This window comes from Gracilimonas sp. (assembly GCF_014762685.1).
Lineage (GTDB): Bacteria > Bacteroidota > Rhodothermia > Balneolales > Balneolaceae > Gracilimonas.
The window spans coordinates 803,932-818,807 of record NZ_JABURM010000005.1; the positions used below are offsets into that span (position 1 = coordinate 803,932).

General features: G+C 40.3%; 13 protein-coding genes. 7 read left to right on the forward strand and 6 right to left on the reverse strand.

All coding sequences use genetic code 11. From position 1 onward, the window contains the following. The first annotated feature begins 31 nt into the window (after positions 1-31). The 4 genes from HUJ22_RS03605 to HUJ22_RS03620 all read left to right on the forward strand — a co-directional run bounded on the left by HUJ22_RS03605 (position 32) and on the right by HUJ22_RS03620 (position 6,012). Positions 32-1,075, forward strand: a complete 1,044-nt coding sequence (locus HUJ22_RS03605) for an FAD-dependent oxidoreductase (RefSeq protein ID WP_290873984.1) — start codon at positions 32-34, stop codon at positions 1,073-1,075. 77 nt (positions 1,076-1,152) lie between these two features. Next, positions 1,153-2,895, forward strand: coding sequence for an ABC transporter ATP-binding protein (locus tag HUJ22_RS03610; protein WP_290873987.1), 1,743 nt, complete (start codon positions 1,153-1,155; stop codon positions 2,893-2,895). Between the two features lie 66 nt (positions 2,896-2,961). Further along, complete coding sequence (gene rnz / locus HUJ22_RS03615; RefSeq protein WP_290873990.1) at positions 2,962-4,224, forward strand: ribonuclease Z; 1,263 nt, start codon at positions 2,962-2,964, stop codon at positions 4,222-4,224. 12 nt (positions 4,225-4,236) lie between these two features. Further along, the gene (locus HUJ22_RS03620; protein ID WP_290873993.1) at positions 4,237-6,012 is read left to right on the forward strand and encodes an ABC transporter ATP-binding protein; all 1,776 of its coding nucleotides are present in this window, start codon (positions 4,237-4,239) and stop codon (positions 6,010-6,012) included. A gap of 61 nt (positions 6,013-6,073) precedes the next feature. Here HUJ22_RS03620 and HUJ22_RS03625 read toward each other — a convergent pair whose 3' ends face one another. From HUJ22_RS03625 to HUJ22_RS03650, 6 genes are all read right to left on the reverse strand, one after another. Then, positions 6,074-6,880 (reverse strand): DUF4382 domain-containing protein, encoded by an 807-nt coding sequence (locus tag HUJ22_RS03625; protein ID WP_290873996.1) that lies wholly within the window; start codon positions 6,878-6,880, stop codon positions 6,074-6,076. 287 nt (positions 6,881-7,167) lie between these two features. Next, on the reverse strand, positions 7,168-7,974 hold the full coding sequence (locus HUJ22_RS03630) for a DUF4382 domain-containing protein (RefSeq protein WP_290873999.1): 807 nt from the start codon (positions 7,972-7,974) through the stop codon (positions 7,168-7,170). 189 nt (positions 7,975-8,163) lie between these two features. Further along, the gene (locus tag HUJ22_RS03635; RefSeq protein WP_290874002.1) at positions 8,164-9,009 is read right to left on the reverse strand and encodes a hypothetical protein; all 846 of its coding nucleotides are present in this window, start codon (positions 9,007-9,009) and stop codon (positions 8,164-8,166) included. A 69-nt stretch (positions 9,010-9,078) separates the two neighbouring features. Continuing rightward, positions 9,079-10,341 (reverse strand): glycogen-binding domain-containing protein, encoded by a 1,263-nt coding sequence (locus HUJ22_RS03640; protein WP_290874005.1) that lies wholly within the window; start codon positions 10,339-10,341, stop codon positions 9,079-9,081. Next, a complete protein-coding gene (locus HUJ22_RS03645) occupies positions 10,338-11,057 on the reverse strand; it encodes an isoamylase early set domain-containing protein (RefSeq protein ID WP_290874008.1) in 720 nt (239 codons plus the stop codon). The genes HUJ22_RS03640 and HUJ22_RS03645 overlap by 4 nt, the downstream gene beginning before the upstream one ends. Before the next feature lie 3 nt (positions 11,058-11,060). Further along, positions 11,061-11,627 carry an RNA polymerase sigma factor gene (locus HUJ22_RS03650; RefSeq protein WP_290874011.1) on the reverse strand — a complete coding sequence of 189 codons (567 nt, stop codon included), beginning with the start codon at positions 11,625-11,627 and terminating at the stop codon, positions 11,061-11,063. 260 nt (positions 11,628-11,887) lie between these two features. Between HUJ22_RS03650 and HUJ22_RS03655 the strand changes: the two genes are divergently transcribed. From HUJ22_RS03655 to nadB, 3 genes are all read left to right on the forward strand, one after another. Further along, positions 11,888-12,175, forward strand: a complete 288-nt coding sequence (locus HUJ22_RS03655; protein ID WP_290874014.1) for a DUF883 C-terminal domain-containing protein — start codon at positions 11,888-11,890, stop codon at positions 12,173-12,175. Positions 12,176-12,194: 19 nt separating this feature from the next. Then, positions 12,195-13,305 (forward strand): peptide chain release factor 2 gene (prfB, locus tag HUJ22_RS03660; RefSeq protein ID WP_290874016.1). Its coding sequence is split into 2 segments (ribosomal slippage): positions 12,195-12,260 and positions 12,262-13,305, totalling 1,110 coding nucleotides; the frame shifts between segments, so codons are not numbered across the junction. Further along, entirely contained in the window at positions 13,292-14,875 is a 1,584-nt protein-coding gene (gene nadB / locus HUJ22_RS03665; protein ID WP_290874018.1) for an L-aspartate oxidase, read from the forward strand. Before prfB ends, nadB begins: the two co-directional genes overlap by 14 nt. Position 14,876 lies beyond the last annotated feature (1 nt).

The following is a 14,876-nucleotide window of genomic DNA, read 5'->3' on the forward strand; positions in this document are numbered from 1 at the left end:
ATTCATGTATTCATGGCAAAATTAATTCACAATGAAAATTGCGATAATAGGAGCAGGAATTTCCGGTTTGACCGCCGGAAGAGCATTGGCTAATGCAGGACACGAAGTAGTAGTGTTTGAAAAGAGCAGCGGATATGGCGGCCGCCTTTCAACCCGCTATGCAGGAGATGATAACAAACAGAAATTGGATCATGGGGTGACTTTTTTTACAGCAGAGTCTCCTGAATTTAAACAGTTAGTTAGTGAATTATCGTCCAAGGGAATATTATCAACTTGGGAGGGGAAATTTGCCCATAGAGATAAAGATGGAAAAGTAGATTTTCGTGAACCTGAAACTCCCTACTACATCGCAAAAGATGGAATGAATACGATTGGAAAATTCTTAGGCCGCAATCTTGATATAAGGTTGAATGAGAAAGTAGGAGGATTGACTCATATTGGAGAGAATCGGCGCAAGAAAAAGAGCTGGATGCTTAACTTTCCTACTGCTTTAACCGAAAGCGCGGATGCGGTTATTATATCAGCTCCGGCACGTCAAGCTTATGCATTACTAAACACTACCATTGATGAAATTGAGACATTAAAAATGGTTCGTGAAATTGACGAGGTAGAATACGAGTCCCAATTCACCTTTCTGACCGGTTTCAAAGAAAAAGACGGAGACATGCCGGAGTGGAATGCTTTGGAATGTGAAGATGATATTATTGAGTGGATCTCTAATGAGTCAACCAAACGGGACAGTGAAATTAAGAATCTTGTAGTGCATACTACTTCTGAATTTGCCAAAAAACATCTCTATTCTGATCGAGAGAAGGTGGAAGAGCTGATCCTGGACAGGTTAACTTCTATTTTAGGAGGATGGGTTGCTTTATCAGACTGGAGGCAACTACATTTTTGGAGATATAGCCGTGCCATCAACCCACTTCCTCATGATTTTATGGAAATAAAAGGAAACGACACACCGCTTGCTTTGGTTGGAGGATATATGAATGGTAATACCGTTGAATCGGCATACCTGTCAGGATTGAAACTTGGAAAACACTGGGTGGAACAACTCTCTGATAAAACGAAATAAAGATTAAGCCAATTACCGGATAAGGTTTGGGTGCTTTAAAACAATTAAATAAATATCTTAAGAAGTATAAAGGAACAATGATTCTTGGAGCCCTCTTTCTGACGGCCTCCAACTTCTTTCTTGTTTGGATTCCGGTGCTCATTCGTCGCACCATGGATGAAGTGGAAGCACTTGGGGATGCAGGTTTCGAAGTCCCATCAAATATCGTCCAGACACTCTTCTCCACAGAAGCTTCTAAAATTTTAGCTACCAATTCCCTGATTTTAATTGGCACTGTGATGCTTTACGGTATCTTGCTTTTTGCAACCCGTCAAACACTAATCGTTACTTCCCGGAAAGTGGAATTTGATATCCGGAATGATATTGTTAAGAAATTAATGAACTTGCCGCAACGATATTTTGCGGAGAACTCATCCGGTGAAACCTACATTCGAGCTACCGAAGATGTAGGTAAAGTTCGAGATTATTACGGGCCGGTTATTATGTACAGTATTAACACGGTCACCAGGGCAGGCTTTGTTTTGACTATGATGTTTTTGGTAAACCCTGAATTAACTTTGTGGGCACTTATTCCACTGCCCCTGATTTCATTTTTTGCTTATTGGATTACAGGGTATATACATGATCATTCAACAATCATCCAGGAACAATACTCCAAGATGGCCGGTCGGGCAAAAGAGACATTTTCTGCAATAAGACTCATTAAAGCTTATAACAGGATTGATCATGAGCAGCAGCTTTTTGAGAATGAAAGTGAAGATTATCGCAAAAAGAAACTCAGGCTGGATATGATTGAATCTTTGTTTCACCCTGCACTGAACTTTTTGATAGGGTTGTCATTATTGATAGTGATTTGGAAAGGCGGTGAGATGGTGATTGAAGGAACCATTACAGTGGGTAACATTGCTGAGTTTCTAATTTATGTAGCTTATTTAACATGGCCTGTAGCAGCTCTTGGATATACTACAAATCGGTTTCAGCGGTCATTGGCATCCTGGAAACGAATTGAGGAGCTTATGAATGAACCTATTGAAATAAAGGATGCTGACGATAAGATAGATCAAGAAGTGCAGGGGCATTTAGAATTCAAAAATGTAGGATTTAAATACCCTGGCAGTGACGAAATGGTGCTCAGGAATTTGTCTTTTGAGGTTAAACCCGGTGAAAATATTGCTATTGTTGGCAGAACCGGAGCCGGAAAATCAAGTCTGGTGCAATTAATTCCTCGCTTATTTGATCCTGTAGAAGGAAAAATTTTACTGGATGGTAAGAATTTAGAAAATTGGTCATTAGCGAAATTAAGGGAAGCAATTGGTTTCGTTCCACAGGAAACCTTTTTATTTTCTGATACCATAGGCGAAAATATTGCGTTTGGAGTAGATGAAGCTTCAGATCAGCTTATAGAATCGGCTGCCGATAAGGCACAGGTAAAAGAGAATATTTTGGATTTTGAGAAAAAATTTAAGACTATGTTGGGAGAACGGGGGATCACGTTGTCGGGTGGCCAGAAGCAAAGGACAGCCATAGCAAGAGCATTGATTAAAGACCCCAAGATTTTAATTTTTGATGACTCATTAAGTGCAGTAGATACAAAAACAGAAGAAGCGATATTAAAGCACCTTCGACAAGAGTTAAGCGGAAGAACGACCATTATGATCAGTCATCGAATTTCTACCATTAAAGATGCAGATAGAATTTACTACATAGAAGAAGGACAAATTATAGAAACAGGGACACATGAAGACCTGTTGGCTAAAGATGGTAAATACACGACCATGTATAACAAACAAATGTTAGAACAAGAATTGGCAGAAATATAAAACTAACGGGGCCTCTTGTATGAAAGCAACGTCCCAACTAAAACATATATAACGGGAGATAGAACAATGATTGTAGTACCTTTAGGTGTAGCATCGGCAACCCCAACGGCCGTTCGGCATTTACCCTCGGTTGCATTATGGAGAGAAGGAAGTGTATTCCTTTTTGACTGTGGAGAAAATGCCCAAATGCGCATGTTGCAAGCCGGTATCAAGAGATCAAAAATTGAAGCGATTTTTATAACGCATTTTGATATTGATCACTATTCCGGATTACTTGGCTTACTGGCCACTCTTCAGCTTCAAAGAAGAGACAAACCTTTAACTATTACAGGCCCTAAGGGCATAAAAGATTTTGTGGAGTGGAATCTGAAATTCGCTGACATTCAGCCGAGTTATGAAATCAAATTTCATGAAATAAAGGAAGATATAGAATCTGATGTGGTACATGATACGGAGGAGTACTATGTAGAAGCTCGTCCACTTAAACATACCAGATTTTGTGTAGGATACAGATTCCAGGAAAAAGATAAGCCCGGAAAAGTAGATGCTAATAAAGCCGAAAAAATGGGCATCTCCAAAGACGCGCAATTTAAAGAACTGAAAGCAGGAAATGATGTTACTCTTGACGATGGAACTGTTGTAAAGTCGAGTGACATTGTTGGGCATCCGCGCCCCGGCGATAGTTTTGCCTATGTTACTGATACCGAATATACTCCGAATGCCGTTAAGTTGGCTATGAATACCAACATCCTGTACCATGAAGCTACCTTTGGTAAAGATTTGGAGGATAAAGCCGGTGAGACCGGGCATTCTTCGACAGCAGATGCGGCTCGTGTAGCTACCGAGGCGCAAACTAAGTTATTGGTAATTGGTCATTTTTCTGCCCGTTATACCAATGCTCACGACTTACTTAAAGAAGCTCGTGAAGGATTTTATCCGGCTTGGCTGGCAAATGAACTTCGTCCGATATTTACGGATCCGATGCATGAACGTGGAATTATCACGCCAAAAGTTGAGATTAACGAACTTGACAAAAAATCCGGCGGTAAGAATTACAAAGGCCGTAAAAACCACAAAAAGAGCAGCAAGAAAAACTTTAGAAGTCGAAAAGGTTCGGGCTCTGGTCGTGGGAGAAGTAGCAGTAACAACCGAAGCAGCAGCAATTCAAATCGCTCAAGCGGCGGGAGTAAAAGCGATAGCTACAAGCGTAAAACCTATGGAAGCAGCACATACAGTGCGAATATTAAAGACAAAAAAGAAGATTCTGACTCAGACTCACATCGTAAGATAACCCCAAGATCTTCCTATGATGATTTTGACAGATTCTAAGTGAAAAATTAAGTGAGTAACAAACAAGATTCGAAAGCCGTCGATACCACTTTGATTCGGCGGCTTTATTTTTTTCTAAAACCCTATCGCTGGTATGTGTTACTGGCTATTGGCCTGACACTTTCGGCTTCATACCTGGGGACAATTCGCCCTAAGCTGACTCAGATTGCAGTGGATGAGTACATTGCTACTGACGATTTTGAAGGCTTGTGGTGGATTATAACCTTGTTAGCCAGTGCTTTGTTGGGGGAATTCATACTGCTGGTTTTTAATACCTATATAACACGTTGGTTTGGACAAAACGCACTTTACTCACTGCGCAATACGGTTTTTAAGAAGATTCAAACGTTAAACGTTCAGTTCTTTGATAAGAATCCTATAGGCCGTCTTATTACAAGAACTACCAGTGATATTGAAGCACTAAGTGAGTTGCTTTCTGATGGCGTGGTTACCATCATCGGAGATATGTTCCGAATCATCTTCATTCTTTATTTCATGTTTAGCATGAGTTGGGAATTGAGTTTAGTAACAATAGCGGTGCTCCCGATTCTTTTTTATGCTACTTTTTGGTTTAAAGCCAAGGTAAGGGTTACTTTTTTAGAAGTGCGCGATAAAATTTCGCAATTGAATTCCTTCGTTCAGGAACACATCAATGGGATGGATGTCGTTCAGCTCTTCAATCGGGAAGAAAAACAGCGGGAAAAATTTGAAAAGATTAATGCCGGTCACCGTGACGCTTACATTGAAACCATTTTTTATTTCGCTATTTTTTGGCCCATCGTCGAAGTTACTGCAAGCTTAGCGATGGCTCTTATTGTTTGGTATGGAGGAGCAAGAGCGTTGATGGATGGAGTAACCTTTGGGGTGTTGCTGGCGTTCATACAATATGCCCGTCAGTTCTTTCGGCCCATACAAGGACTTTCAGAGAAGTTTAATACTTTACAATCGGCCCTGGCATCTTCAGAAAGAATCTTTGGTGTTTTAGATACTAAAACCAAAGTTATTGAAACTGACTCTCCAAAAAGAATCAACAACCCACAGGGTAAGATTGAATTCGAAAATGTATGGTTTAAGTATAACGAAGAAGAGGAATATGTACTCAGGGATGTTTCATTTACAGCTGATCCGGGAGATGACATTGCCATAGTGGGGGCTACAGGAGCCGGAAAAACCACCATCATAAATATTCTGATGCGATTTTATGATATTGAAAAAGGCAGTATCAAAATAGATGGGGTTGATATTCGTGATCTGTCACTTTATGATCTGCGTTCTCACTTCGGATTAGTGCTTCAGGATAATGCGCTCTTTTCAGGATCTATTTTGGAGAATATTACTTTAGGACATCCTGAGATAACCAGAGAACAAGTGATTGAAGCAGCCCATAAAGTAGAGGCTCACCGTTTCATCGAAAAGCTTCCGAATACCTATGACTATGTCCTGCAGGAAAGAGGAGCTTCTCTTTCAATGGGGCAGCGACAACTCATTTGTTTTGTTCGGGCCTTAGTGTACAATCCTGAAATTTTGATTTTAGATGAGGCAACATCCAGTGTTGATTCAGAAACAGAAGCCTTGGTTACAGAATCCAGCCGGCTTATGATGGAGGGAAGAACTTCAATTGTAGTGGCTCACCGACTTTCAACAATTCAGCACGCAGATCGGATTTTGGTAATGCATAAAGGAGTAATTCGGGAGTCCGGAAGTCATCAGGAGCTGATTCTACAAGAAAATGGAATCTATAAAAAACTGTATGAACTTCAGTATAAAGATCAATTGATGGCTGAATAAAAAAAGGCCTGCAGTTCATTACAGGCCTTTTAAAGGTACAATTTATAAGGTAGAAGGGACCTTAATTCTGATCTAATACAATGCTTCCAATATCATTGGTTTCATCTACCGTTACTTCTACTCCGGTAGTATCTTTAGACTGGAAATTCTCGTTGGTTGGGGCAAAAGATACCGTATAAGTACCGGCTTCCAGTCCGATTAACCGGAAATTACCACTGGTTGTATCAGCATAGGTGGATGAAAGAGTATCACCGCTGGCTATTGCATATACAACAGGTTCTGCTTCAACGGGAGATACGGTACCTTCAATATTTCCGGTGATGGCTTGGTTGGTTGCCTTAATCACTGGCTTCAGCAGATAATTCTGGCCGGAAGTTTCAGTTCCGGTTACCACTACCGATCGACTGGCGTCAAAATCAAGCAACAGTACATAGGTTATGTCTGGTCGAATTTCTGCGTTTACGTTTAGCTTAACACCGGTTTCAGCTCCACTGGGAATGAACATATCATGGGATACACCGTCAACTACCACACTGTGTCCGTCCTGGCTTAATACAAGGCGTACTTGTTCGTAGGTACCGGTTTCAAGTTCTATTTCTCCTAAGGGTTGCAGTACACCGTTGGTAAGCTCTAACAGGTCAAACACTTGCTGAGGTTCACCTACAGTGACCCAGCCTTCTTCGTCAGCACCGTTGTTTACTTCTACGCGTTCAATAAAAACGTTTACTTCATCATAGCTGGCAGGCGCATCATGAAGTAATACCTGGAAGCTTCCGGTTTTGCTGTCTGACTGCGTGCCACATCCTATAATCATGAAGGAAGAGACTACAGCGGCGGTCAATAATTTTAAAAATTTAGAATAGTGCATAATTGTATTTCTTTTAGTTTGTTGTTAGTGGGTTTATTAATGCGACGACTAACTTTCGATTTGGTTACTGGAATAATTAATTTTTTTTAATCTTGGATGAGACCACATCAAATATAGTTTTAGAAATGGAAGCTTTGGTTGCAGTATCCAGTAGGTTAATAATGCAAGGGGAATTCGGAAGTCATCAGGAATTAATTCTATAAAAAAAAGGCCTGGAAATAAATCCAAACCTTTTTAAGGGTACATGTTAGTTATGGAGATTTTTTCAAATCAAGATAGAGTTGACCTTAATTCTGATCTAATACAATGCTTCCAATATCATTGGTTTCATCTACCGTTACTTCTACTCCGGTAGTATCTTTAGACTGGAAATTCTCGTTGGTTGGGGCAAAAGATACCGTATAAGTACCGGCTTCCAGTCCGATTAACCGGAAATTACCACTGGTTGTATCAGCATAGGTGGATGAAAGAGTATCACCGCTGGCTATTGCATATACAACAGGTTCTGCTTCAACGGGAGATACGGTACCTTCAATATTTCCGGTGATGGCTTGGTTGGTTGCCTTAATCACTGGCTTCAGCAGATAGTTCTGGCCGGAATTTTCATTTCCGGTTACCACAACCGATCGATTGGCATCAAAGTCAAGCAACAGTACATAGGTTATGTCTGGTTGAATTTCTGCGTTTACGTTTAGCTTAATACCTGTTTGGCTTCCGCTTGGAATGAACATATTATGAGATACACCGTCAACTACCACACTGTGTCCGTCCTGGTTCAATATAAGGCGAACTTGTTCGTAGGTACCGGTTTCAAGTTCTATTTCTCCCAAAGGTTGCAGTACACCGTTGGTAAGCTCTAACAGGTCAAACACTTGCTGAGGTTCACCTACAGTGACCCAGCCTTCTTCGTCAGCACCGTTGTTTACTTCTACGCGTTCAATAAAAACGTTTACTTCATCATAGCTGGCAGGCGCATCATGAAGTAATACCTGGAAGCTTCCGGTTTTGCTGTCTGACTGCGTGCCACATCCTATAATCATGAAGGAAGAGACTACAGCGGCGGTCAATAATTTTAAAAATTTAGAATAGTACATAATTATATTTTAAGTCTGTTATTTGTTGATTTGTTAATGCGACGACTAACTTTCGGTTTGGTTACTGAATAAGTAATGTTTTTTTAACCTTGATGATATCACATTAATTAGGTAGCTATACCAATGTCAGGTTAGATCAAAAGAAATGATTTCTTAGTAAGGGAGAATAAAGTTGCAGGCAAATAAATATCAGCTGCTTCCGCTATTGCCGTCAATAGGATTCCCGGGTCTGCCAGGAACTCCTGCAGGAGGGCTTCCAATTTTACCATCAAACAAGCCTTGAAGGATATTTGTAGCCGGTGCTCCTATTTCTAATTGCTGGAGTATTCCATTTACAATATTACCTGCTGGCAGTTGACCTCTGCTTTGAGCCATCTGCATAGCTGAAGGTAATTTTTGGAGGTCTGCGGATTTAAACCCGCCCTTAAGCGACCGGATAATAAGTTTTCCGGACAACTCAGGATTATCTGAACTTGTAGGCAGGTCGGGAAGGATCGTTAAGGAGGTTACAATTTCATTTGCATCAACTTTTGAAAGAACTTCATCATTATTTAGTTCATTCATGAAATCTGTTACAGCTTGCTCAGAAAGTCCTTGATTTAAAGCTCTCCCGGTATTTTTCAGCATGTCTTTTCTAAATTGCTGGGCCGATTCTTGTGAGCCGCCGGTACGTTTAAGCATGTTCTGTACAGCTTGTCCTTGCATCCAGGGGTCTACAATTTGAACGGAATGTTGGGTTGCTTCTTGTAATCCTCGCAATACGTTTACTAAAACATGATTAGGAACTCTTTTCGCCAAGCCTTCAGATGTCTTTTCAAGGATCATATCAAATGGCAGATTTCCCTCTGCGAGTGTTACAGCAGGCTCTAATATTTCAGCCAGCTGATCTTCACTTATTCCATTTACCTGAGCTCGTTCCTGAAGTCGGGTTATATACGATTCATCAATACCTAACTCAGTAGCTTTTTGAGTTAAAATGGATAAAGAAGTTTGCTGTGCAAAAATTGAAGCAGGAAGCATTAATAATAAACTCAACAGAGTAAACTTAATTAATGTCTTTACGGGTGATATATTCGTTGTGTTTTTCATGAGATTATTGATTACTTATTCTACAATTTTTAAGGCATTTGTTCCGCCAAATCCATCTTTAACGGTAGATGTGCTGTTAGAAAATTTCAGCCATTTTTCATCAGAACCGTTTATAACCAACACCCGGTATTCATAAACGCCTGGTTCCATCTTTAAGTTGGTTTTATAAGTGTTTTTTGATTCTTCACGAAGAGGAATACCGGGTTTTTCCCAGTTATTAAAATCTCCTACTAAGTATAAATTACCGTTCCCTCTATATTTTATGCTTACTGTATATTGATCAGCTTCTTTAGTCCAAATGGGATCAACTATTTGTTTTCGGGAGGCATTTAAATTTGGAGTCAGTGAGAAGCGTATTCCGCCTGAAACTTGAATATCTGCAATACCATCACTAATGGATGAAGATTGATACAAAGAGCGCTCAGCAGATATAAATGCAGAAACACTGCTTGAAACAGGATAGCTGCCCTCCAATTTAACTCGCCAAATTTGATCATTTATAGATTGGGTTTCCGTAGTACTTCCGGGAGGTCCAAAAGGGCCACCCGGGCCACCACCTTGATCAATAGTGGTAGTAAATTCTGAATTATAATTTATAAACTGTAATTCAGAAGTTATTCTGCTCCCATTAACAAATAAGTGTCCAAGTGAAAACGATGTTGAAATCCCATTTTGGATAGCAGGTAAATTTTCAAGATTCCCATAAATTCCGGCCTTCAATTGCCATCGGAACCCGATCCATGACTCCATCTCCAAAGCATAAGAGTCTAAGCGATTATTGATATTAAGACTGTCTTGAAAACCTACGTACTCTCTAAAATTAGATCCGGCTTTAAAATGTATGGATGTAAAAGATGATGGAAACCAGGTTATATATGGGTGTACCCAGTGAAGATTTCTGTCAAAATCAGACTGAAAGCCACTGGTACCTATATTTAGGCCTGCTTGTAATTTTGAGCTGATTTTTCCTATATACCGGGCATACGCAAGATGTCCATGCCAGGTAGATTGGTCACTAAAAAAAGGTTCAAATACATAGCCTCCATTTAGTTCAAACTTATGTCGGTTTTTGTCCCAAAAAAGTTGTCCAAAAGTCGCGGAAAGACCATATCCTGAACTATAGGTACGATCCCATTCTGAGAAAAAAGGGTTAAGATAGGTGTTTGAAGAATACCCAACCCTGAATTCAGAGGTAACTGTAGTCTGCAAGTCTTGAGACAGGGCAGACAAAGGCAGTAAATAAGCTAAACATAACATAGTTAAAATCTTTGATTTCATAGATATATAACGGCGTTTTTATTCCCAAAACCATCATCCTGATACATATTGGCAAGGGGGTCTGTTACCCATTTTTCGCCATTTACAACAAACATGTATTTATGTTCTCCTCTTGGCATAGAGAAGAAACCTGTCCAAACATTTTGACCGTTGACCTGTTGTTTAGTTAGGGCATCAGGATCCCAATTATTAAAGTCGCCGGCTATGGAAATACTTTCTGCGTTATCATTCACATAAACAAAGCGAACCCAAACCATTTCTTCTGTGTCAGCTACTGTTTGTGTCTCAAAATTGTTTTCCATTTGAGAAATCTCTCCGGATTCATTTTGCATGAAATAATATGGTAGCGCGGGGCTGAGAAGTAACAGGGCTAAAACAAAAAAAGCGAAGGCAGGTCTTAGTTGAAAAGACCGGGGAGTGAACAAAGGTTCAAGCCAGCCTGTAATCATATCTTTTAATCGAGACAGGGAAGACTCAATCACGTCCCTTGTTTCTCTTTGTTCTATCTCTGACATTACTTTACTGGAAAAATATTCAGGTACCTCAAAAGTCTCTTTAGAAAACTCATTGCCAGAGAATGTTTGCCGGAGAAATAAATCGAAACGCAAGGCAGATCTTAATTCTTCATCGTCAGCAATCATATGAAGTGCTTCTTGTTCCTCCGCCGGAGTCAATTCTTCATCAAGATATTTTCTAAGTAGTTCTTGCTTATCCATAATTCAAACCATTTTTGTATTCATGAATTCTCTTAATTCTGCTCTAGCCCGGTGAACTCGTTGTTTTAGGGCATTTACCGTTACATTCAGTTGCTCCGATATTTCTTTATAAGAAAGTCCATCACGATATTTCATCAAAAAAGCTTCTGCATAATCAGGAGTGATTGAAACCAAACCTTCATAAAGAATGAGGTTCGTCTCTTTATTCTCCATTTCGTGATCCGGAGTAACTGTGTGTCCCAACGTATCACGGAGTTCATGACTTTCCATTTCACTAAAATTTTTATTTTTTCTTCTAACGTTTTTAACATAATCACGGCAATGATTCATGCTGATAACATAAAGCCATGATGAGAATTTTGATTTCCCATCAAATGTCTCAAGCCGTTCATAGGTCTTAACAAAAATTTGCTGGGCCAGTTCTTCCACTTCATCTTCGGTTTTTATAAACCTTCGGACAACATGAAATACCATGGGAGCATGTTTGTTAACAAGCCGAGAGTAAGCTTTGCGGTTACCTTCCAAAACTTCTTCCACAGTTTGTTTATCTGAAGCCTCAAAATTATCCATTCAACTTTCTTATTGGTGATAATTGATGATTTATTCAGAATAACATACTCAAAAAAACAATTCATTTGTTAATATGACGACTATATTGCTGTTTGGTTACTGAGATTTTTTAAGTATCTGTTGAGCTTATTGCACTAGAGATTTCAAGCCTAAGGGAAGGAACATTTAAAGAGGGTAAAAGTGTTATTATTAAGTAAGTGAATGAGTTAAAACTTTAACACGCGAATTTGTATTTTCAGAGAAATAAAAGAGGAAAAATTATGACTGCTTCAAAAAAAGATTCTAAACCCCAAAAAAATTCCCGAACTAAAAAAGATATCGAGGAAACCATTTACGATACTACTGAGGCTCTGCAAAATAAAGCCGAACAAACATATGATGTATTGCTTGATCGTTTAAAGTACGAACGAGATGGTTTGGAGCGTGAGCTCAGGCATGAATACAGAAATGCACGGCGTTATGTACGGGCACACCCGGAACAGGGGTTAGGTATAGCCTTTATGGCCGGATTGGTACTAGGGGCATTACTTACCAGAAGCGGTAAATAACAGATATTAAAAACTACAGATGGCAATAAATACAGATCACTTAAATGAACTCTATGAGCGGATTAATGCGCTCAGGAGGTATCTTTGACTACGATAAACGTAAAGTCCGAATAATAGAACTTACCGAACAAACCCAGGATCCTGATTTTTGGAATGATCCTGCCAAGGCTCAGTCTGTCATGAAGGAGCTGGACCATGAGAAAAGCCTGGTTGAAGGCTGGGATAACCTGAACGATCTTCGAGAAAGCATAAATGTATTCCTGGAGTTTCAGGAAATGGGAGAAGATGTAAAATCCGATTTGGAGGCCGAATACAAAAAGCTTGAGAAAGCTCTGGAGGAAATGGAGCTTCGAAACATGCTTAGCGGCCCCGATGATCATCGCGATGCTATAGTGAATTTCAATCCGGGAGCAGGGGGGACGGAAAGCCAGGATTGGGCTGAAATGCTCTATCGGATGTACACCCGGTGGGCAGAAAAGGCTGGATTCAAAATATCAGTGGTCGATTATCAAGATGGAGATGTCGCCGGGCTAAAAAGTGCCACCATTGAGGTGCAAGGTGATAATGCCTATGGCTTTTTGAAAGCTGAAAGCGGAGTTCACCGCCTTGTTCGTGTTTCTCCTTTTGATAGTAATGCACGTCGGCACACCTCATTTTGCTCCGTTTTTGTCGCTCCTTTGATTGATGACACGATTGAAGTTAACATCAATGAAAGTGAAGTTGAATTACAGCGGTTTCACTCGAGCGGTGCAGGAGGGCAGAATGTAAATAAAGTGGAAACCGGGGTTCGCCTGGTTTGGGAAGGGGAACTTTCGGACGGGCGTAAGGAACGCGTGGTTGCTGAATGTCAGCAAGAGCGTTCCCAGCTTCAGAACCGTGAAAAAGCGATGGTATTGCTGAAATCCCGTATTTATGAGCTTGAAAAAGAGATTCAGGAAGCAGAAAAAGCTAAACTTGAGGGCTCAAAAAGCAAAAATGAATGGGGTTCACAAATTCGAAGCTATGTGTTTGATGACCAACGGGTGAAAGATCATCGTACTAATTATGAAACCAGTGATGTAAGCGGTGTAATGGATGGAGATTTGGACGAATTTATAAAAGCCTATCTCCTGGAAGATGCCAAAGTTTAATTTTGACTTCCTCGTGATCGGCAGTGGTATTGCCGGCCTTACTTTTGCTTTAAAAGCCGCAGAATATGGAAGCGTAGCCATAGTAACTAAAAAAGAGGTTATGGAGGCTAACACTTCGTATGCTCAGGGAGGGGTTGCCGGTGTACTTTCCAAACATGATTCATTTGAAAAACATATTGAAGATACCCTGGAAGCCGGTGCCGGATTATGTAACTGTAAGGCTGTTGAATTGGTGGTTACAGAAGGTCCGAGACTTATTCTTGAATTGATGGACTACGGGGTTAAGTTTTCAAAGAAAAATGGAGAGCTGGACTTAGGCCGGGAAGGGGGGCATTCTGAAAACCGTATCGTACACGCTGCTGACGCCACCGGTTTTGAGATAGAATCAGTTATGGTGAATAAAGCTAAAAATCACCCTAACATTGAGATATTTGAATATCATTTTGCTATGGAGCTGCTTACCGAGCATCATTTGGGAGCAAAGGTCAAGGAACTTGATAAAATTCATTGCTTTGGAGCCTACGTCTTGGATGAACGCTCAGATACAGTTCATAAGATGTTGTCTAAAGTAACGGTATTGGCTTCAGGAGGGGCCGGAGAAGTCTACGAACATACCACGAACCCGGCAGTGGCAACAGGCGATGGTATCGCCATGGCATATAGGGCGAAAGCTCGAATAGAAAATATGGAATTTGTGCAATTTCATCCTACCAGTTTAGCTATTTCGGAAGCAGATTCTTTTTTGATTTCAGAGGCTGTACGTGGTTTTGGGGGCATTTTGAGAAATGCATCCGGAGAGGCTTTTATGTCAAAATATGACAGGCGGAAAGAATTGGCTCCCCGGGATATTGTGGCTCGAGCTATCGATGATCAACTCAAAAAACGAGGTGAGGATCATGTTTTCCTGGATGTCACTCATTTGGATGCAAAAGTAATTAAAGAGAAGTTTCCTATGATATATGAAACTTGTCTAACATATGGGATTGATATTACCAGGCAACAAATACCGGTGGTCCCGGCTATGCATTATACCTGCGGTGGAGTGGCTACTGATTTAGAGGGGCAAACTTCCATAGAACAACTTTTTGCTTGTGGTGAGGTTGCTTGTACAGGATTACATGGTGCTAATCGCCTGGCATCAAACAGTTTATTGGAGTCATTGGTTTTTGCAGAACAAGCAGTAAATAAATCGATCAAATTACTGGAGAATGCAGATTTCAGGAATGATATTCCTGAGTGGGATGAAAGCGGAACAGTAAATACCGAAGAATGGATTTTGGTTTCTCATAATCGCCGGGAATTACGTCAGGTGATGTGGAATTATGTTGGAATAGTCAGAAGCAATTTCCGGCTGGAAAGGGCAAAACGGAGAACAAAATTATTATTTCAGGAAACAGAGGATTTTTATCAGCGCACAAAAGTTAATGTCCCGCTATGTGAATTACGTAATTTAGTGTGTGTGGGATATTTGATTGTCCGTTCAGCCATCCGGCGTAAGGAGAGCCGGGGACTACATTTTAATACTGATTATCCGAATCTTTCAGAGAATAAGATAACAACAGTGATTTAAT

Excerpts from the sequence above, each read along its gene's own strand:
- HUJ22_RS03640 (WP_290874005.1), bottom strand. The coding sequence starts at position 10,341 with ATGAAATCAAAGATTTTAACTATGTTATGTTTAGCTTATTTACTGCCT.
- HUJ22_RS03605 (WP_290873984.1), top strand. The coding sequence starts at position 32 with ATGAAAATTGCGATAATAGGAGCAGGAATTTCCGGTTTGACCGCCGGA.
- HUJ22_RS03625 (WP_290873996.1), bottom strand. The coding sequence starts at position 6,880 with ATGCACTATTCTAAATTTTTAAAATTATTGACCGCCGCTGTAGTCTCT.
- HUJ22_RS03655 (WP_290874014.1), top strand. The coding sequence starts at position 11,888 with ATGACTGCTTCAAAAAAAGATTCTAAACCCCAAAAAAATTCCCGAACT.
- rnz (WP_290873990.1), top strand. The coding sequence starts at position 2,962 with ATGATTGTAGTACCTTTAGGTGTAGCATCGGCAACCCCAACGGCCGTT.
- HUJ22_RS03645 (WP_290874008.1), bottom strand. The coding sequence starts at position 11,057 with ATGGATAAGCAAGAACTACTTAGAAAATATCTTGATGAAGAATTGACT.
- nadB (WP_290874018.1), top strand. The coding sequence starts at position 13,292 with ATGCCAAAGTTTAATTTTGACTTCCTCGTGATCGGCAGTGGTATTGCC.
- HUJ22_RS03630 (WP_290873999.1), bottom strand. The coding sequence starts at position 7,974 with ATGTACTATTCTAAATTTTTAAAATTATTGACCGCCGCTGTAGTCTCT.
- HUJ22_RS03650 (WP_290874011.1), bottom strand. The coding sequence starts at position 11,627 with ATGGATAATTTTGAGGCTTCAGATAAACAAACTGTGGAAGAAGTTTTG.
- HUJ22_RS03610 (WP_290873987.1), top strand. The coding sequence starts at position 1,153 with ATGATTCTTGGAGCCCTCTTTCTGACGGCCTCCAACTTCTTTCTTGTT.